Here is a 19,686-nt window from a genome sequence, read left to right as displayed (position 1 = left end):
CTGTTATTTCGAGGCGTCGCCGGCAGACATCTTCGCGCCGCGCTCCTGCCATTCCGTGCGCGCCACGCGCGAACGGGCGAAGACGGCTTCGAGCGCGGCGCCGTCGGCGGCTTCGATCGACGCGCGCAGGCGCGCGAGCACCGCTGTATAGGCGTCGAGTTCATCGAGTAACGCAGCCCGGTTGGCCACGCAGACGTCGCGCCACATTTCAGGGCTCGATGCCGCGATCCGCGTGAAATCGCGAAATCCGCCCGCAGCAAACGAAAACTTCAGTGCGGCATCCGGCGAATTGAGAATCTGTTCGACCAGCGCGAACGACAGCACGTGCGGCAAATGGCTCACCGCTGCGAACACGCGATCATGCTGCTCCGCCGACATCTCGTGCACACAGGCACCGGCTGCCTCCCACATGGCGGCAATACGCCGGACGGCCTCCGGAGGATTCTCAGGCAACGCGCACAGCACGACATTGCGATCGACGTACAGGTCGGGCAGCGCGGCATCGACGCCACTCGATTCGCGGCCCGCGATCGGGTGCCCCGGCACGAACTGCCTCACTCGCGCGCCAAGCGCCGTGCGAGCCGCCGCGACGACATCGGACTTCGTGCTGCCAGCATCGGTCACGATAGTGGCGTCATCGAGAAACGGCGCGATACGCTCCAGCAACGCAAGGGTCTGCGCAACGGGAGCCGCGAGCAGCACGAGGTCCGCCCCGCTCAGCGCGGCGCGCATTGCCGCGTCGTCGCCTGGCGACGCCGCGCCGTCGACGACGCCGAGTTCGAGCGCCCGCGCGGTCGACGCAGGCGAGCGACCGACGCCGATCACCTCACGGGCACCCGCCACGCCGTCCCGCTCACGCAACGCGCGGGCGAGCGATCCGCCGATCAGCCCGACCCCAAGAATCACCAGCTTGTTGAAAGAGAATGCGGCCACAGCGGTCACAGAAAAAGCGCGCCTCTACAGCGCGCGTTATTGGGTCCGGCCGTTCAGGCCGATGCAGTCGCCAGCGTTTTTTCGAGCGCCGCGAGGAACGCCGCGTTCTCGGCAGGCAGGCCAATCGTGACACGCAGCCACTGCGGTAAACCATAGTTACCGACCGGCCGCACGATCACGCCCTGTCTCAGCAATTCGACGTTGACGCGGTTGCCCGCGCCGTCCTCATTGCCGACGCGCACCAGCACGAAGTTGCCGCCGGAAGCCACATACTCGAGGCCGAGCCGGTCGAACGCGTCAGTCAGAAGACGATAGCCCTGCGCATTGAGTTCAGCGCTGTTTTCGAGGAACGCCTTGTCATTGAGCGCAGCGACCGCCGCGGCCTGGGCCAATGTGTTCACATTGAACGGCTGACGCAGACGGTTCAGGAGATCGGTCAGCTCAGGCTGGGCAATCGCGAACCCGACACGCAATCCGGCCAGACCATACGCCTTGGAGAACGTACGCGACACGAGCAGATTCGGATAACGCCGCACCCACGCAATAGAGTCGTAGCGCTTTTCCGGTGCCAGATATTCCGTATAGGCCTCGTCGAGGACGACGACGACATCGCGCGGCACCTTGTCGAGGAACGCCTCGAGCGACGGGCCATCGATGAACGTGCCGGTCGGATTATTCGGATTCGCGACGAAGATGAGACGCGCGTCCGGCGTGATGGCGGCCAGCATTGCGTCGAGGTCATGGCCGTACTTCACGGCGGGCACAACGATCGCGCGCGCGCCCAGACCTTGCGTAGCGAGCGCATAGACAGCAAACGAATACTGTGAATAGATGATCGCCTGGTTTTTCTCGACAAACGCGTGTGCCGCGATTTCGAGAATGTCGTTGCTGCCGTTGCCGAGTGTGATCCAGTCGGCCGGCACGTCGTAGCGCTCAGCGAGCGCAGCCTTCAGTTCAAATGCGTTCGAATCCGGATAACGGCCCAGTTCGCTCGCCGCCTGCGCGATCGCCCGCTTCGCCGACTCGGGCATGCCGAGCGGATTTTCGTTCGACGCGAGCTTCACGATGTTCGCTTCATCGAGGCCAAACTCGCGGGCAACTTCCGAAATCGGCTTGCCGGCGACGTAAGGCGCGATTGCGCGGACATAGGAAGGACCGAATTGCGCTGTCATGAGTGACTCCAGATCGACGATGCCAGTTGGCGTATGGGATTGAGCGTTGGACCGGCTTCGTATCAACGCGCGCGCGGATACGAGCCGAGAATCTTCAGAAAGGCCGCCTTCTTCTCGAGATCGGCCAGTGCAACGGCCACTGCCGCATCGTCGCGATGGCCTTCGATATCGATGTAGAAGTAGTACTCCCAAGTCCCGACACGCGCCGGACGGGACTCGAAACGCGTCATCGACACGCCGTGCCGCGCGAGCGGCTCGAGCAGCTTGACGAGCGCGCCGGGCTCGTTCTTCACCGACAGGATCAGCGACGTCTGGTCGTAGCCGCTCACGCCAGACGGCTCCTTGCCGATCATCACGAAGCGCGTGCGGTTATGCGGGTCATCCTGGATCAGCGAGTACGCGACCTGCAAGCCGTAGTGCGTCGCAGCGCGATCGCCGGCAATGGCTGCAACGGTGGGATCTTCCGCGGCCATGCGCGCGGCTTCGGCGTTGCTGGACACGGCCTGGCGCTCGAGATGCGGCGCATGCGTCGACAACCAGCGCTGGCATTGTGCGAGCGCCTGGGCATGCGCGCAGACGCGCGTCACGCCCGTCAGCCCCCCGTTGAGTGTCAGCAGGTTGTGATGGATCGGCAGGGCAAGCTCGCCGCCGATCACAAGCTGCGTCTGCAGCAAAAGATCCAGGGTGCGCGAGACCGCACCTTCGGTCGAATTCTCGACCGGCACCACACCGAATTCGGCTGCGCCGGCTTCGACCGAACGGAATACTTCGTCGATCGACGGACACGGCAGACCTTCGATCGACTGACCGAAGTATTCGTGCATCGCCTGCTCGCTATAGGTACCTACCGGCCCCAGATACGCCGCGCGAATCGGCTTTTCGAGCGCGCGGCTGGCTGCCATGATTTCGCGCCAGATCGCGCTGATGTGGTCGTCGGCGAGCGGGCCATCACTCATGCCCTGCAAACGCGCGATGACCTGCTGTTCGCGTTCCGGGCGAAACACCGGTGCGTTGAAATGCTTCTTGACCTCGCCCACCTCGAGCGCGACAGCCGCCCGCTGGTTGAGGAGCGCAATCAGTTGCGCGTCGATCGCATCGATGCGATCGCGCAGCGGTTTGAGTCGTGAGTTGAGTTCGTCGTCCATGCGTGAAAAACGGCCCTGCCGAAAAAACTGCGGAAAAGGATGCGCGCGCCGATCTATCAGGCACTGCGCTGTTCGAATTCCTTCATGTACTCGACGAGCGCTTTAACGCCTTCGAGCGGCACCGCGTTGTAAATCGACGCCCGCATGCCGCCGACGGACTTGTGGCCCTTCAGCTGCACCAGCCCGCGCGCTTTTGCGCCAGCCAGGAAATCTTCGTTACGCGACTCGTCGGCGAGAAAAAACGGTACGTTCATCCGCGACCGCGCTTTGTGCTCGACTTTGTTCAGATAGAAGCGGCTCGCATCGATCGCCTCGTAGAGCAGCTTCGACTTTTCGAGGTTGCGTGCTTCCATGGCCGCGAGGCCGCCCTGCTTCTTGAGCCACTTGAACACGAGCCCGGCGATGTAGATCGCATACGTGGGCGGCGTGTTGTACATCGAATTGTTCTCGGCGACGGTCTTCCATTCGAATGCCGATGGGCACATCGCGAGCGCGCGGTTCAACATGTCCTCGCGCACGATCACGACCGTCACGCCCGCCATGCCGATATTCTTCTGCGCACCGCCAAACAGGACCCCATATTTGGCGATGTCCATCGGGCGCGACAGGATATGCGACGACGCGTCCGCGACAAGCGGAATATCGCCGAGATCGGGAATTTCGAAGGTTTCGACGCCGTGGATCGTCTCGTTCGTGCACAAATGCACGTAGGCTGGATCGTCCGACAACTGCCATTCCGCGCGCGACGGCGCACGCGTAAAGCCATCAGCCGTCTGGCCAGTCGCGGCGATGTGCGCGGTGCCGTATTTCTGCGCTTCCTTGAAGGACTTCTGCGACCATGAACCGGTAATCACGAAATCGATGCTCTGCTTCCTGCCGAGCATGTTCATCGGCACGATCGCATTCTCTCCGAGACCGCCGCCCTGCAGGAACAGGATGCGGTGGCTCGCCGGCACTGCGAGGAGTTCGCGCAGGTCGACAAGCGCTTCCTCGTGGATCGACATGAATTCTTTCCCGCGATGACTCATTTCCATCACGCTCATGCCGCTACCGTTCCAGTCGAGCATTTCATCTGCCGCCTGGCGCAGTACTTCTTCGGGCATGGCCGCCGGTCCGGCGGAGAAATTAAAGACGCGCATCGTGAAAACCCCGGAAGCAGGCGCAGCGGAGAAAAAAGCCCGGATCCGCGCCCAAAAAGAAAATGGCCGTCTGCGCGTGCGCGCAAACGACCATTATCGCACTGACACCGGCAACCCGCCAAACCCGGGCGCCTTGATCAAACTTCGCGGAAACTCCGCGACGCCCCGTCCGGCGGGCTAGCTATGCCGCAAAGCCCGTTCGACCAGATTACTTTGGAGCCTTCACCGAAGCGACTTCCTTGTCGGCCTGGTCACGCGTTGCCTTGATCGATTGCGGCATGTACTTCTGCATCAGACCATTCACCACGTCGCGGCCCACCTGGTCTTGCACCTGGATGAACTTGCGGCCGGTTGGGCTCTTGTAGAAAGTGGTCAGGTCCTTGATTTCCTGCGTGCTGTAGTACTTGGCGTACGCGTCGTACTGAGCCTGCATGGCGTCCTGGCGGAATGCGTCCGTCGCGAACACCTGGCCTGCCGAGTCAACCAGCTTCGGCACGGCGGTCTTCTGCAGCGTCGGGACGGAAGCCTGCTTCTGCTTGTCCGTCAGCGACTTGTTTTCGGTGAGTGCGTCCGACAGGATCGCCGGAACGAGTTGCTTTGCCTGCATCTGTGCGCTGTTGCCGATCGCGCCGACGAGCTTTTGCGCGTCTATCGCTTCCAGCAGTTCCTTGATCGCAGCCTGCTTCGCCGGATCTGCCGGTGCCGCCGCTGCGGCCGGTGCTTCCTGCTGGGTCTGAAGTGCCTGCGCCATCGCAAAGGTCGGTACGAAAGCTGCCAGCAACATCAACTGCTTGAATCGTTTTTGCATCATTACTCCCTAAGAGAAATTATCGAACTACCCGCCGCGTGAGTCGCGCTGCTACGTTCTAACGTGCACACAGAATTCACGCGGCTTTCACTCATCACCTGCAAACCGCGAACATGGTTCAGGCAGTGCCGCCATCTTCGCCGTTCGTGTCGCTATCGGCACCGTCTGCGGGACCTTCGGCGTCGCCCTCACCCTCCGCCTCGGCTTCCGCTACCTGCTGCAGGCCGGAGAGCTTCGTGCCTTCATCGAGGCTGATGAGTGTAACACCTTGCGTGGCACGCCCCATTTCGCGGATCTCCGACACACGCGTGCGGATCAGCACACCGGTATTGGTAATCAGCATGATCTGGGCTTCGGGATCGACCAGGATGGCGGCGACCACACGACCGTTACGTTCGGACGTCTGGATGGCGATCATGCCCTTCGTACCGCGTCCGTGACGCGTGTACTCCGTGATCGGCGTGCGCTTGCCATAGCCGTTTTCGGTCGCGGTCAGCACCGATTGCTGTTCGTCGCCGGCGACGAGGAGAGCTATGACCTGCTGGCCGTCCTCAAGTTGCATGCCGCGCACGCCGCGCGCTTCGCGGCCCATCGGACGGACGTCGTTCTCATCGAAACGCACGGCCTTGCCCGAATCCGAGAACAACATGACGTCATGCTGGCCATCGGTGATGGCCGCGCCGATCAGATAATCACCTTCGTCCAGACCGACCGCAATAATACCCTTGCGCAGCGGCCGGCTGAAGGCTTCCAGCGGCGTCTTCTTTACCGTTCCTGACGAGGTCGCCATGAAGACGAACTTGTCGGCCGAGAACTCCTTCACCGGCAACACGACCGTGATCTTCTCGCCGTCCTGCAACGGGAACATGTTGACGATCGGACGGCCGCGCGAATTGCGCGAACCCTGTGGCACCTCGTACACCTTGACCCAGTACACGCGGCCGCGGTTCGAGAAGCAGAGGATATGGTCGTGCGTGTTCGCAATGAAGAGCGTGTCGATCCAGTCGTCTTCCTTCATCGACGTCGCCTGCTTGCCGCGACCTCCGCGCTTCTGGGCGCGATATTCGGACAACGGCTGCGATTTCACGTAACCGGCATGCGACATGGTGACCACCATGTCTTGCGGCGTGATCAGGTCTTCGGTGTTCAGTTCGGTCGCATTCAGCTCGATTTTCGAGCGACGCGCGTCACCGAATTCGGTCTTGATCGACGTCAGTTCGTCGACGATGATGGCCGTAATGCGCTCCGGGCGGGCGAGAATATCCAGCAGATCGGCGATCTGGACCATCACTTCGCGGTACTCGCCGATGATCTTGTCCTGCTCGAGGCCCGTCAGGCGCTGCAGACGCATCTGCAGGATTTCCTGCGCCTGAACGTCGGACAGGCGGTACAGACCGTCGGCCTGCATGCCGAACGCCGGATTCAGGCCATCCGGACGATACGCTTCGCGGCCGCCCGCAGACGCGTTCCCGGATTCGGCGCGCGCGAGCATTTCACGCACAAGCGACGAATCCCACGGACGCGCCATCAACTCCTGCTTCGCGATCGGCGGCGTCGGCGCGGCCTTGATGATCGCGATGAAGTCGTCGATGTTGGCGAGCGCAACCGCCAGACCTTCCAGCACGTGACCCCGTTCGCGGGCCTTGCGCAGTTCGTATACAGTGCGCCGAGTTAGCACCTCCCGCCGATGCGACAGGAAACACGTGAGCATTTCCTTCAGGTTCAGCAGTTTCGGCTGGCCGTCGACCAGTGCGACCATGTTCATGCCGAACGTGTCCTGCAGCTGCGTTGCCTTATACAGATTGTTGAGGATGACCTCCGGCACTTCGCCGCGCTTCAGCTCGATCACGACGCGCATGCCGCTCTTGTCGGATTCGTCGCGAATGTCGGAGATGCCTTCCAGCTTCTTCTCGTTGACCAGCTCGGCGATGCGCTCCAGCAGCGAACGCTTGTTCACCTGATACGGCAGTTCGTCGACGATGATCGCCATCCGCTGGCCGCGGTCGATTTCCTCGAAGTGCGTCAACGCGCGCATCACGACACGGCCGCGGCCGGTCCGATAGCCGTCGCGCACGCCGGCGACGCCATAGATGATGCCGGCCGTCGGGAAATCGGGCGCCGGGACGATCTCGATCAGCTCGTCGATCGTAGCTTCCGGGTTTTTCAGGAGGTGGTGACAGGCGTCGACGACTTCGTTCAGGTTGTGCGGCGGAATGTTGGTCGCCATCCCCACCGCGATGCCCGACGAGCCATTGATCAGCAGATTGGGAATGCGCGCGGGGAGGATCGCAGGTTCATTTTCGCTGCCGTCGTAGTTGGGCTGGAAGTCGACGGTTTCCTTGTCGATGTCGGCGAGCAGTTCGTGGCCGATCTTCGCCATGCGGATTTCGGTGTACCGCATCGCCGCGGCATTGTCGCCGTCGACCGAACCGAAATTACCCTGCCCGTCGACCAGCATGTATCGCAACGAGAAGTCCTGGGCCATCCGGACGATCGTGTCGTACACCGCGGTGTCACCGTGTGGATGGTATTTACCGATCACGTCGCCAACGATACGCGCGGACTTCTTGTAGGCGCGGTTCCAGTCGTTGTTCAGTTCGTGCATCGCGTAAAGCACGCGCCGGTGGACCGGCTTCAGGCCGTCGCGGACATCGGGAAGCGCACGCCCCACAATCACGCTCATCGCGTAATCCAGATACGAACGGCGCATTTCCTCCTCAAGGGAGATTGGCAGAGTCTCTTTGGCGAATTGATCCATTATCCGTATCTTTTTACATGCGAAGACGGCAACAAGACCCCGACCTCGCGTAGACGCTGCAGGCGCAACGCATCCCGCGATTCTAACATGCGCGGCATCCGCTCCCGACCGGGGTCCGTATACCTACTAGAGGGATGGCCGGGAACGGCTCCTGCGTGGACGTACGCGATCGGCCAGGCGGTCAGTCCGTCGATCAATCTTGCGATCAATCCCGCGGTAGATTTTTCCGGAGACACCCCTTCCGTCGGAATAAAACGGACGTGCGCAAAAGGCTTGACGGTTCTTTGTTGCGCATGCACCACAATTGGCCAGGGGCGGGAAACGGGGGAGGATTTTTTTATCGTACGAGGGGAACGATATGGCAAAATGCCAACGCACAAAGAGTTAGACACTGCTCGAAGTCTACACAGCACGTCTTTTGTTCCGCACCAATGTTATACTTCGAGCAATGTATGACTTGTGTTCTGTCAACAGGCTCGCAGTAAACCTGCGGTAATCTCAATTTCGAGAGGAGAAATATGAATAAACTTTCAAAGCTCGCGTTCATTGCAGCTACCGCAGTAATGGCTGCATCCGCTTCGGCACAATCGGTGCCGGCGTCGCGACAAGCCACGAACGACAACTGGGTGAACGGCACCGGCGAATACGTGTGGATGAACGGCACGAACGAGCTTTGCTGGCGCGATGCGTTCTGGACGCCGGCAACGGCTAACGCGAAGTGCGATGGCGCCCTGGTAGCCCAGGCTCCGACCCCGCCGGCACCGGCGCCGGTCGCTCCGGCCATCACCAGCCAAAAGGTTACGTATCAAGCTGACACGCTGTTCGACTTCGACAAGGCTGTCCTGAAGCCGGCTGGCAAGGAAAAGCTGGACGAACTCGTTTCGCGAATCCAGGCTCTGAACCTGGAAGTTGTGGTTGCGACGGGTTACACGGACCGTATCGGTTCGGTGGCTTACAACGACCGTCTGTCGATGCGCCGTGCTCAAGCTGTCAAGGCATACCTCGTCAGCAAGGGCGTCGAAGCCAACCGTATCTACACGGAAGGCAAGGGCAAGCGCAACCCGGTCACGACGGGCTGCAACCAGAAGAACCACAAGCAACTCATCGCCTGCCTCGCACCGGATCGTCGCGTGGAAGTCGAGGTTGTGGGTACGGCAAAGCAGTAAGCCACGAGTTACCGCAGTGTCAAAGCCCCGCTTCGGCGGGGCTTTTTTTATGTGCGATGCGCATTCGTGTCGCCCGCACAACCGGAAAATCCCCTTACGAGGCCGGGCTGCGGCTCAGCCGCACCACGAGTGCGCGCCATTTTGCCGCTGTCTCAGACGGCCTATATACTCAGGGTTTATCCTCGCCTGCCCGTTCACCCGCTTTCCTCAAGGTCCGTAACCGACATGACCAATGCCGACCCCCACGAACTGCAGAAATTCAGCGATCTCGCCCATCGCTGGTGGGACCCGAACGCCGAGTTCAAGCCGCTTCATGAACTGAATCCGGTACGGCTCAAGTGGATCGATGCGCATGCCCACCTGCCGGGCAAACGCGTGCTGGACATTGGCTGCGGCGGCGGGATCCTGTCGGAGTCGATGGCCGGACTCGGCGCCGATGTGAAGGGCATCGACCTCTCACGAGAGGCACTTGGCGTCGCCGACCTTCACAGCCTTGAAAGCGGTGTAACCGTCGATTACGAAGAAATCGCCGCGGAGCCGCTCGCCGCCCGCGAACCGGGCACTTATGACGTAGTCACCTGCATGGAAATGCTCGAGCACGTGCCCGAGCCGGCAGCCGTGGTCGCCGCATGCGCGACGCTCGTCAAACCTGGCGGCTGGGTTTTTTTCTCGACGCTTAACCGTAACCTCAAGGCGTACCTGTTTGCGGTGATCGGCGCCGAATATATCGCGCGCATGCTGCCGAAGGGGACGCACGACTACGCGCGCTTCATCCGTCCGTCGGAACTTGCCGGCTTCGTGCGCGCCGCCGACCTGCGCACCGCCGACATCAAGGGCATCGTCTACCACCCGATCAGCAAGCACTTCGCGCTGTCCGACGACACGAGCGTCAATTACATGCTCGCCTGCCGGCGCGACGTCTGACTGGCCCGGCCTCGCCTTCCCTCCCAAGCCCGTACCCATGAGCGACCCTACGCCCCTGCCCCAACGCGAAGACGACGAAACGTCGATCGGCCTCTGCCAGGCCGTCCTGTTTGACCTTGACGGCACGTTGGCCGACACGGCGCCTGACCTCGCCGCCGCCGTGAACAAGATGCGCCACGAGCGCGGCCTCTCGATGGTGCCGCTCGACGATCTCCGCCCGTTGGCCTCAGCGGGTGCCCGTGGCCTGATCGGCGGCGCGTTCGGTATCGGCCCTGACGATCACGAATTCGCGTCGATGCGCGAGGAATTCCTGGCGAACTATGAAGCCGACCTGTGCATCGAGACGACGCTGTTTCAAGGTATCGATGCCGTGCTGGACGAACTGGACGCACGCGGCGTCCGTTGGGGCATCGTAACCAACAAGGCGGCACGCCTGACCGAACCGCTCGTCGCCCAGTTGGCACTGGATGAACGCGCGGGATGCGTGGTCAGCGGCGACACGACCCCACATTCGAAACCGCACCCTGCACCGCTGCTGCACGCAGCGAAGGAACTGGCGGTGCCGCCGGAGCGCATCGTCTACGTCGGAGACGATCTGCGCGATGTGCAGGCCGGTTTCGCCGCCGGCATGGTGACCGTCGCAGCGGCATACGGCTATTGCGGCAACGATCTGCCGCCCACGAAGTGGCACGCGAAACACGTCGTCCAGTCGACGGCCGAACTGCGGAAGTTGCTGCGCGACATCGTCTGAATCACCCGGTCACCACGCCGCGGCCCTTGATTCCGCGCGGCGTTAGCCTCATTTTGGGTTCTATGGGATAATCATTTCTCCACATGGGGCCGACCTGGTTTCGACGTGGGTAGCAAAGCAACTCAGGGCATACCGAGGACCCGTCACCTCGTAAATCAATGGGACTTTAGTAACTGCGAACGACGAAACGTACGCACTGGCGGCTTAACCCCGCCAGCCTTGCACTAACTCACTGACGGGTTAGGGGTCGCAAGACCCGGCAAGGTCATTCACGTCAGTTAATCCCTGGTGGTGTCACGACGCCAGGGCCTAAAATCTAGTGACTCGCCGTCACGAAGCGTGTTCGTCCGCGTCGGTGCGGTTAAATCAAATGACAGGACTAAGTATGTAGAACTGGTTGTGGAGTACTTACGGACGCGGGTTCGATTCCCGCCGGCTCCACCAGAACACACCCTGGCAGTAGCAGCACCTTGCAGCATCTGAACAGAACGCCCCGCCCAGCTTATGCTTCGCGGGGCTTTTTGTTGCTGCGGCTTGTATCCCGTCAGTATTCCCGTTCATTTCACTGGGTGCACCCGCAGCACGGGCCGCGCCTCCTCAGGCGCCGGCGCATTTCCGGCTGGAACCAGCAGCGTGTTCACTCGCGCCACCTCGTCGACGTTCAGCGCCGCCGTCGCCGCCTTCAGTTGCAGGAGCGCCACGACGGTCTCGTACCGCGCCCGGATCTGGTCACGACGATTCGTGTAAAAAACGTCCGATGCCCGCAGCACGTCGGTACTCGCGCGGCTGCCCACCTTGTAGCCCACCTGCGTCGCGGCAAGCGCCGCGCGCGACGTTTGCATCAGCCGCGTCAGCGAGCCGGTTCGCTCGACGCCCGAGTGAAAACGCGACCAGCTTTCCCGTGCCGTCGCGCCCGCCCGACGGGTCGCCGACAGCAGATCGTTCTGCGCCTTCTCCTCTAGCGCAACCGCCTCGTCTACGCGCGCCTGCGTTTCACCCCCCTCAAAAATGGGAATGGTCACCGACAGCATCGCCGTGCTGGTAGTTGTCGGACGGACGTACCCGGCTGCTGCACCGGCGGGCGTGTGACTCGCGGTCATGCTCACCACCGGAAAATTCCCGGTGCGCGCCTTCTCGATATCCAGCTTCGCGATCCGCCAGTCGATCTGCCTTGATTGCACCCGATAGTCATGCGCCTCTGCCTCGGCCGCCCAGATCTCCATGTCATCAGGATCGAGGCGCGGCATGGTCGCCGCGCTCGACATCCGCGAAAGCGCCGAAAAGGGCTGCCCAGTCAGCTCTTCCAGGGTAAGCCGCTTGAGTCGCAGATCGTTGAGCACATCCAGTTGCTGCAAGCCGGCCTGCTCCCGGGCTGCCTCGGCTTCGCGCAGGTCGATTACGGTCGCCTCGCCCGCCGCCTGCCTGCGACGAAGCTGATCCAGGTGAGAATCGAGCGCCTGTCTGTAATCGCTCGCTCTCGCCAGTTCGTCCTCCGCGGCCAGTTCGTCGAAAAAGGCGCGCACCGCGCGCAGAATCGTGATCTGCTGCACGTGCGCTACTTCGACAACGCCGCGCGCTTCGACAAATTTCGCCTGTTTGTACGTCGTCCAACGGCTCCAGTCAAAAAGCGGCTGTGTGAGGCTGACCGTCCAGCCGTTCTGCCAATATGTACTGCGCGGCACGCCCTCCGTGACGGTGCTGTTATACGCCCGCCCCCATCCGCCCTCCAGTTGTGGAAGCAACGCCGCGCGTGCTTTGGGGACAGCCTGTTGCGCCGCTCTGGAACCGGCACGGAAGGCGGAGAGATCCGCGTCACGGTCGAGCGTCTGTTCGACGACCGTCAACAGATCGACTGCGACTGCGCTGCCTGCATGAGCGAAACACACCAGCGCCACCCAGATCGATAGCGCGTATTTATTCATGAGCGGCAACCTCGGTGTCCGTCTCGTCGCGGGACACTTCCCGCACCAGCGCACCATCGACCAGCCGATAACGCGTATCGAATGCCGCAGCCAGCGACATGTCATGTGTAATCACCACGATCGTGCAGTCGAGCCGTTGAAGCAACGCCACGATATGGCGGACCGACACGGGGTCCAGGTTCGAGGTCGGCTCGTCGAGCAACATCAGCCCACGCTGCTGATACAACGCGCGCGCGAGCAGGAGCCGTTGGCGCTGGCCGGCGGAGATGTTGGCGATCGTGTCGCTGATCACGGTGCGTGTGCGCATCGGCAGACGCATCACGTCGGTGAGCAATCCGACGTCGTCGAGCAGCGCGTGAATTCGTGCTTCGTCCGCGTTACCTGCGAAGAGTGACACGTTTTCGGCAATCGAGCCGTGCAGGATCAGGTCGCCTTGCCGCATGTGGACCGCGTGGCGCCGGATTTCATCGACGGTGAGGTTCGGCCACGCGATCCCGTTCAGCATGACCTGCCCTTCCTGAAGCGGTTCGGCCGCGGCGAGCAATTTGAACAGCGTGGATTTCCCGCTCCCGGAAGAACCGGTGATGACGATCTTGTCGCCCTTCCGGATGGTGAGACTCGCCCCTTTGAGCACCGGTTGATCAGACACGCCATAGCGGAACGTCACGTCAAGCACGTCGATCTGCTCGAACGACCGCACTTCGACGGTCTTGTGGACGTCCCGCGCGGGCGTATAGCGCTCGCCTTCGCAGTCGACGATATCGCCAACCCGAGCGACCGGTACGCTCAGCATGAAGTACTCGAACGCGGCATTGATCGAGCGCGCGAAGCGTTCCGACAGCAGCGATTTGTAGATCAGAAACGAATAAAACACGCCGACCGAGACAACACCGCGCAGCATCAAGCGCGCCGCCAGCCAGGTAATGGCGATCATGTCCGCGTAATTCAAGAGTTTGAGAATTGCATCACGCGCGCTCCCAAGCCGTCCGCTTTGCACAAGCGCCGCGATATAGGCGCGGTACTTCGACATGAATATTGCGGTGCGCCTCGTTTCGCCCTGGGAGAGCTTGATCAGCGATGCCGCGCGGATCGTTTCGATGAGCGTGTCGTCGCAGCGCGCCGACTTCTCCATCACGAGCGCGTGCGTGTCGCGCATACGTGCGAACAAAAGAAACGAGACCGCTACGTAGACCCCGAAGATCAGCAACGCGACGACCGTCAATTGCGGGCTTTGCACCAGCATCAAGGCCAGAGCGAGCGTGCCCACCACGACATCGATGCCCAGCGAAATCATTGTGCGCGTCGCGAAGATGCTGATCTCGTCCTGCGCTTTGATCCGCGCGAACAGATCGCCGACATGGCGCTTTTCAAAGTACGGAATGGGATTGCGCAGCAGATGGCTGAGAAGACCTTCTGTCATGTTTGCCTGAGCGAGTCCGTGCAAAAGCTCGACCAGGTAGCTCTGTACGTACTGACTGAATGCACCGACGAAGAAAATACCGGAGAACGTGACGATCAGCACGTTCAGCAGATTCACGTTGTCCGCCGCCACGACGTCGTCGAGCACGAGGTTGCCGAGATACGGCATCGCCAGAATCGCGAACTGGCTGCCCAGTGCGACGAACATCACCTTCAGGATCTGCGCGTTCAGTTCCGGGTTGAGCGCCCGCACGCGCGCGAGCGCTGCCGGCACGCGCGAGCGGTCGCGCATGCGCGGCATGGCAGGCGTCGGCGCGCACTCTAGCAGATAGCCGGAGACGTTGGCCACGAAGGTGTCCATTGAAACCCGCCGCCGGCCGCTGGCGGGATCGATCACCTGCACATAGCCGCGGCCGCACTTTTCGAAGACGACGAAGTGCGCACCGCCGAAATGCAGGATGGATCCGCGTTTGACGCCGGGAAGATCGGCAGCATCGAACCGGTACGCCTGTACGGCCAGACCGAACTCGATTGCAACGTCATACAGATCCATCAGCGTGAGGCCGTTCGACGAGATCGCTCTGAAGGCCTGCAGTTCGCATACTTCGGTGGCGCGTCCGAAGTGCGACAACACCATCGCCAGACATGCGTAGCCGCATTCGGCGACTTCGTTTTGATAGATGGCGCGCATCGTCAGCCCCTCACCATGCGGTACAACGGCGCGAGCACCCATTCGGCAATCGTTCTGCGTTCGATGACGATGCTCGCCGTCGCTCCCATGCCGGGCAGGATGTCAAAATGCCGCCGCTCGAAATTGAACTGGTTGCCCGCCAGCGTGGCCCATGCCATATAGTCGCCTTCCGGATTGGCCGGCTCCGAGGCGCCCGACGGCGAAATCGGCGAGCGGACCGTCGTACGCGAAATCGAATCGATACGGGCCTCATAACTGCCGAATTTTGCGTACGGGAACGCGTCGAACTTGAGCCGGATGATCTGCCCTTCGCGCACGAAACCGCGCCGCCGTGATGGAATGCGCAGCGCGGCGCGCAGTGGGCCGCCGGAACCAGTGGCAATCACGAGCGCCACATCTGTGGGTGCCAGCGTGCGGCCCGGTACCAGTCCGGAAAAAGTGACGACGCCCGCCTTCGGCGCGGAGATTGTTGCGTTCTGTCTGTTCTCTTCGAAGCGCATGTGGATGTCCTGCAGATCGCGCGCTTGCTTCGCCTCGAGCTGCTTCAGTTGCGCATCGAGTTCGGCTTGTGTGCTCCGTGCAGCACCCCGTGCCGCCTGCAATTGCTGACGCCGGGCCATGCCCTGCGCGACCGCGACTCTCGCCTGATGCGTATCCGCCCTCGCCTGTTCGATCCGGTCCGCGGTCACATACCCGGAGACCGATTCCAGCCGAGCCAGCTTTTGTCCGGCTTCTTCCATCAGTTGCCGGTTCTGGGCGGTCTGCTCATCGAGCGCGGCTATTTCCGCGCGGCGGCTCTGTTCCGTCAGACGGGACGTTTCCAGTTGCGCGGCTAGTTCGGCCCGACGCTGTTTGTATTGCAACTTCGTCGCGCCGACCTGTTCGTCTCGCATGCGCTCGTCGAATACCGGACGCGGCCGGCCGTCGCTCGCAAGCGACAGGTTGCGCTCGAGCCGGAAAAGCGGCGCCCCAGGCGTTACCGGTGTAGACGGGTGAACGTAGACATCCGACACGAGACCACTCAGCCCCTGAATCTTGATTTCAGCGGGAGACACGATTTCGGCGCGCACGTCCTGCTTGAGTTCGACTTCGTGAAAGAACGCGAAAGCGATGCCAATGGTGACAAGCGCCGACGTCGCATAAGCGATCCAGCGCCACGAAATGTCGTGGAATTGCGGGAGATTGATCGGTTCCATAGCGTCGTTTGTGCCGGGTTCGAGCCGGCCCTCTCTGGCTGCCTGAACTGGCGCGCATGACCTGCCGGCGCGACGTGCATTCGCTCGCCTATCGGGCAGGCGCGAACGCGTACATTGCGGGATGGCCGACGACCAGGCAGCGGGGATAGTTGTCAGTCAGCGCTGCCTCGATGTAGTGAGCCAGCTGCTGAGGTGCGCCCGGATCTGCAAGCGGCATCGGCTTCAGCAATTCGGCGCTGAAGCGCCCCTGCTCGAAGCGCAGATAGAACGGCATCAACAACGCATCGAACTGTTTACCGAGGCGGAACACGCCGTGGTGAATGCGCGCGCGGCGGCCGAACATCGAGACGCCGACGGTCTCCATCGGGAACCGGTGCATCGTGAACGGCGGCACATCGGCGAAGACCACCACCACGCCGCTACGCTTCAACGCCCGGGCGACGCGCAGTCCGAGTCCGTTCCGGTTGTGGTCGTCGTACGTGTAAAGCACGCTCACGCCCGGTATCTGCGCGTGATCGTCTCCATACAGGTCGCGCGGGACCCCCGACACAACCGCAATCGACTCCAGCCCAAGCAATGCGCGCAATTCGTCGACGACGTAAATGTTCGCGTACTGCGATACATAGTGAAACGGCGACACAATAACCGGACGTCCCGGTTCGTCGACTCGCAGTTGCCGAATGCTGTCGGCGAGGGCCGCAGCCACGGCCTGCAGATCGGGCCACGCCTCACTGCCGCGCAGCAGTCTGCCAAAGTAGATTCGCTGGTCGATGAGGCTTTCGAGCAAGACGCCAGCAGACACGCGCCACGAGTCGAACGAAGCATGCGCCAGCATATGTCGACCGGTTTCACAGCGCTCCTCGGCCCTCATGCGCATCCTGATATCAAGAAGACTCCATAGCCGACAACCCGCCATTGCGAATGGCTCGATCGCTTCTGGCGGCGTCCGTGCGATCAAGGCTCCCTTCAATCGATTCCCCTGCCGCATGACCACGCTGCGAAGCGACGCAAGGAACAGGTGCACGGTTTTGTTCAAGAACATATTCATCGATGCGCGAAAGACGGCCCCATGCCGGGGCCGTCTCGAGACACCTAGCCGTTAAGCGACCGGCTTGGTTGGCGGCGGGTTGACCGGAGCGCTGGAGCCCTTGCAGCAACCACCTGCGACAGCGGATTGGGCCAGTTCATTGCGATCGATTTTTTGCATATTGAATTGCTCTGAATAAGAGGTTGACCGGATTTAGCCCAGGATAATGACACTACCCAAGGCGATGCAAATCGTAGCACCCATATTTTTCAGGATGAGATATCTTTACCTTGTTTTACGACCATCCATTCTATAAAAATCAGGAATTAAATATGCCATGAAACTTCACCTCGAATCTGCTTTTAGGAATAGTCATATTTAATTCAGACCCGCAAATCACTACCGACAACACGGAGCAAGGAGATCTCCCGGAAGCCTCCGCCTGGGCCAGATTCATCGATGAAGGATGGACATCCGATATGGAATTTACGACTTGAACCAAAATACCGCGCGGGAAAAATCCACGACGGGACCGCGAGATACTATCTGATCGACAAAGACACTCCGGACAGCCGCAATCGCTCCATGACGCCATGACGTTAAAATCAGCATCCAGAGATATAAGAAGTACGGCCCGCACCCGACCCGCGATTAAAAAACCCGCAGCAAACAAGAGGCCGCGCGGAATAAACCAATGTTTTCAGCCGTTTATTCCACGCACGCGACCCTGCGTATCGTGTGCTTTTAGACAGAACATCCAGGACAGGAGCGACCATCATGCGCAAGGCTATTCTTTTCCTCACTGTCCTCGCCATCCAGCAGACGGCATTCGCCGAAATGCCCAAAACGGTCGGCGGCCATCTGGTCGACGAAAAAGGCATGTCCCTCTATGTCTTCGACAAGGACGGCAAGAGCGCCTGCACGGGTGGTTGCGCGGAAGCCTGGCCCGCAGCCACAGCGGATTCGTATGACAAGCCGTCGGGAGCCTGGAGCGTGATTCCGTCTGCGGACGGCAAGCAGCAGTGGACGTACAAGGGCCATCCGCTCTATCGCTTTGCGAAAGACACGAGCCCAGGAGACATGAAAGGCGACGGCTTCAAGGACGTATGGCACATCGCGAAGCCGTAGCCGGGCGGTAACGCCGGAAAGCGCTTACTGATCTTCAGGGCACTGAAGGTTGCAGCCATTCGGATCCCCGTCGTCACCCTTGCGGCGGCGTGCCGACGGCGTGTCCTTCTGATACTTCTTCGACGGCGCCGACGCGGCGAATGGCAACTGCGGATGCTCCCGCAGGCGGAATTCGTCCTGCAGGATGCCGCCCGGCACGCCGGGGGAATTTTGTGCGAACGCGATGGAGACGGTGCCGAGAAGCGCGCCAGCCGTAACGGCTGCTGCGCATGCGTTGAGAAGGAATTTCATGTCGATTCGGCGCGGCCTGGCGCGCCGTTGAGGCTGGTGCGAAGCGTAGAGAGTATCGCAATCCGTACCGCGCTGCAGCGCCACGGGCTCGCTGACTTATTACGCGCGCTTACTCCGCCATGCTTGCCAGACCGTGGTCGAGATCGACGACTTCGCCGCAGTGCAGCGGATCATATCCTGCGAGCCGCGCGACGCCGGCACGGAACGCGTCGCTGCGCAGCGACGCGACCACCGACGCTAGCGGCGCACGCTCCAGCGCCTGGCGGTCGCACGCGAAGTAATAGTCTTCATCAACCACCGGAATGAAGTCGAGCCCGAAGTGATGCGCCGCCGGCTGGACACCGAACCCCACATCCGCCATCCCGCTGGCGACGAACGCGGCAATCGCGGAGTGCGTCAATTCCGCCGACGCGTAGCCGTTCACCCGGTCCGGATCGATGCCGATGCGGCGCAACGCGAGATCGAGCAACATCCGCGTGCCGGACCCGGGCTGTCGATTGACGAAGCGGATGTCGCCGCGCGACAGGTCGCTCAAACCCGCGATCCGCTTCGGATTGCCCTTCGCGAGGAAGAGCCCCTGTTTGCGGCGCGTCAGGTGGATGAGCACGTGATGCTGCGGATCGAGCCAGCGCCGATAGATGTGCGCACAGGCTTCGCGAAAGGCCCCTCGCGGCAAATGGAAGCCTGCGAGATCGCACTCGCCCCGTGCGAGCGCAGTCACGGCTTCGGCGCTATCGCGGTATTTGATGTCGACGGGAATGTCGCGTGCCACCAGCTCGGTCACGAGTGCCGCGACCGCATAGCCGTGCGACGCGTGAATACGCAGATCGTCGGTGGGTGGCACGAGCCAGCGGTTCAGTTCGCTCGCCACTTCGCTCGCGAGGGCCTGCATGTTGCCGTCGAGCCGCTCGCCACACAGACGCTGCGCGCGCAGCACGGCCTGCCCGAGTTCGGACAGCACCGACCCGCGGCCGCGCTCCTTGGCGATCAAGGCGCCGCCGAGACGATCCTCGATTGCGCGCAGCAAACCCCATGCGTGACGGTAGGACAAACCCTTAAGCGTCGCGGCCTGCGCAATGCTGCCCGATTCGTCGACGAGCGCCAGCAGCGGCACGACATCCGTCAGGCTGGCCTCCCGGCCGTCCACGTCGCGCACGACCAGCTGCGCCTGGCATTCGATCCTGATCATCGGCTCATATATGAAATTAGATTTCCT

General features: G+C 61.7%; 17 protein-coding genes and 1 other RNA gene. 6 read left to right on the top strand and 12 right to left on the bottom strand.

Going from position 1 to position 19,686, the window contains the following annotated elements; translation table 11 throughout:
• Positions 1-3 precede the first annotated feature (3 nt).
• The 4 genes from B0G77_RS11230 to serC form a co-directional block, all read right to left on the bottom strand.
• Positions 4-942, bottom strand: coding sequence for a prephenate dehydrogenase/arogenate dehydrogenase family protein (locus B0G77_RS11230; protein WP_133662196.1), 939 nt, complete (start codon positions 940-942; stop codon positions 4-6).
• 44 nt (positions 943-986) lie between these two features.
• On the bottom strand, positions 987-2,105 hold the full coding sequence (gene hisC, locus B0G77_RS11225; RefSeq protein ID WP_133662195.1) for a histidinol-phosphate transaminase: 1,119 nt from the start codon (positions 2,103-2,105) through the stop codon (positions 987-989).
• Between the two features lie 62 nt (positions 2,106-2,167).
• Positions 2,168-3,250, bottom strand: a complete 1,083-nt coding sequence (gene pheA / locus B0G77_RS11220; RefSeq protein ID WP_133662194.1) for a prephenate dehydratase — start codon at positions 3,248-3,250, stop codon at positions 2,168-2,170.
• A 56-nt stretch (positions 3,251-3,306) separates the two neighbouring features.
• Positions 3,307-4,389: a 3-phosphoserine/phosphohydroxythreonine transaminase gene (gene serC / locus B0G77_RS11215; protein WP_133662193.1), complete on the bottom strand. Its 1,083-nt coding sequence runs from the start codon at positions 4,387-4,389 to the stop codon at positions 3,307-3,309.
• Between serC and B0G77_RS43150 the strand changes: the two genes are divergently transcribed.
• On the top strand, positions 4,352-4,570 hold the full coding sequence (locus tag B0G77_RS43150) for a hypothetical protein (RefSeq protein ID WP_166656085.1): 219 nt from the start codon (positions 4,352-4,354) through the stop codon (positions 4,568-4,570). The two genes, serC and B0G77_RS43150, sit on opposite strands and share 38 nt — an antisense overlap.
• A 27-nt stretch (positions 4,571-4,597) precedes the next feature.
• Here B0G77_RS43150 and B0G77_RS11210 read toward each other — a convergent pair whose 3' ends face one another.
• Entirely contained in the window at positions 4,598-5,197 is a 600-nt protein-coding gene (locus B0G77_RS11210) for a DUF2059 domain-containing protein (RefSeq protein WP_133662192.1), read from the bottom strand.
• 118 nt (positions 5,198-5,315) lie between these two features.
• Positions 5,316-7,907 carry a DNA gyrase subunit A gene (gene gyrA, locus B0G77_RS11205; protein WP_243750971.1) on the bottom strand — a complete coding sequence of 864 codons (2,592 nt, stop codon included), beginning with the start codon at positions 7,905-7,907 and terminating at the stop codon, positions 5,316-5,318.
• 566 nt (positions 7,908-8,473) lie between these two features.
• Between gyrA and ompA the strand changes: the two genes are divergently transcribed.
• From ompA to ssrA, 4 genes are all read left to right on the top strand, one after another.
• Entirely contained in the window at positions 8,474-9,121 is a 648-nt protein-coding gene (gene ompA / locus B0G77_RS11200) for an outer membrane protein OmpA (protein ID WP_133662190.1), read from the top strand.
• Positions 9,122-9,346: 225 nt separating this feature from the next.
• Entirely contained in the window at positions 9,347-10,045 is a 699-nt protein-coding gene (gene ubiG / locus B0G77_RS11195) for a bifunctional 2-polyprenyl-6-hydroxyphenol methylase/3-demethylubiquinol 3-O-methyltransferase UbiG (protein WP_133662189.1), read from the top strand.
• A 37-nt stretch (positions 10,046-10,082) separates the two neighbouring features.
• Positions 10,083-10,796 carry an HAD-IA family hydrolase gene (locus B0G77_RS11190; protein ID WP_133662188.1) on the top strand — a complete coding sequence of 238 codons (714 nt, stop codon included), beginning with the start codon at positions 10,083-10,085 and terminating at the stop codon, positions 10,794-10,796.
• Positions 10,797-10,881: 85 nt separating this feature from the next.
• Positions 10,882-11,240, top strand: a transfer-messenger RNA (tmRNA) gene (gene ssrA / locus B0G77_RS11185).
• Between the two features lie 113 nt (positions 11,241-11,353).
• Here the strand turns inward: ssrA and B0G77_RS11180 are convergent.
• From B0G77_RS11180 to B0G77_RS11165, 4 genes are all read right to left on the bottom strand, one after another.
• The gene (locus B0G77_RS11180) at positions 11,354-12,718 is read right to left on the bottom strand and encodes a TolC family outer membrane protein (RefSeq protein WP_133662187.1); all 1,365 of its coding nucleotides are present in this window, start codon (positions 12,716-12,718) and stop codon (positions 11,354-11,356) included.
• The gene (locus tag B0G77_RS11175) at positions 12,711-14,828 is read right to left on the bottom strand and encodes a peptidase domain-containing ABC transporter (RefSeq protein ID WP_133664103.1); all 2,118 of its coding nucleotides are present in this window, start codon (positions 14,826-14,828) and stop codon (positions 12,711-12,713) included. Before B0G77_RS11175 ends, B0G77_RS11180 begins: the two co-directional genes overlap by 8 nt.
• Positions 14,829-14,830: 2 nt before the next feature.
• Positions 14,831-16,024 (bottom strand): HlyD family efflux transporter periplasmic adaptor subunit, encoded by a 1,194-nt coding sequence (locus B0G77_RS11170; protein ID WP_133662186.1) that lies wholly within the window; start codon positions 16,022-16,024, stop codon positions 14,831-14,833.
• Between the two features lie 88 nt (positions 16,025-16,112).
• Complete coding sequence (locus B0G77_RS11165; RefSeq protein ID WP_243750970.1) at positions 16,113-16,895, bottom strand: hypothetical protein; 783 nt, start codon at positions 16,893-16,895, stop codon at positions 16,113-16,115.
• Positions 16,896-17,828: 933 nt separating this feature from the next.
• Between B0G77_RS11165 and B0G77_RS11160 the strand changes: the two genes are divergently transcribed.
• Positions 17,829-18,179: a hypothetical protein gene (locus B0G77_RS11160; protein WP_133662185.1), complete on the top strand. Its 351-nt coding sequence runs from the start codon at positions 17,829-17,831 to the stop codon at positions 18,177-18,179.
• A gap of 24 nt (positions 18,180-18,203) precedes the next feature.
• On the opposite strand, the gene B0G77_RS11155 is transcribed toward B0G77_RS11160, so the two are convergent.
• On the bottom strand, positions 18,204-18,470 hold the full coding sequence (locus B0G77_RS11155) for a hypothetical protein (RefSeq protein WP_133662184.1): 267 nt from the start codon (positions 18,468-18,470) through the stop codon (positions 18,204-18,206).
• A gap of 109 nt (positions 18,471-18,579) precedes the next feature.
• On the bottom strand, positions 18,580-19,659 hold the full coding sequence (locus B0G77_RS11150; protein WP_133662183.1) for a substrate-binding domain-containing protein: 1,080 nt from the start codon (positions 19,657-19,659) through the stop codon (positions 18,580-18,582).
• Positions 19,660-19,686: the final 27 nt, after the last annotated feature.

The sequence above is a fragment of the Paraburkholderia sp. BL10I2N1 genome (assembly GCF_004361815.1).
GTDB lineage: Bacteria > Pseudomonadota > Gammaproteobacteria > Burkholderiales > Burkholderiaceae > Paraburkholderia.
The sequence above is the reverse complement of the archived record's forward strand: the minus strand, read 5'-3'. Positions and strand labels throughout refer to the sequence as shown.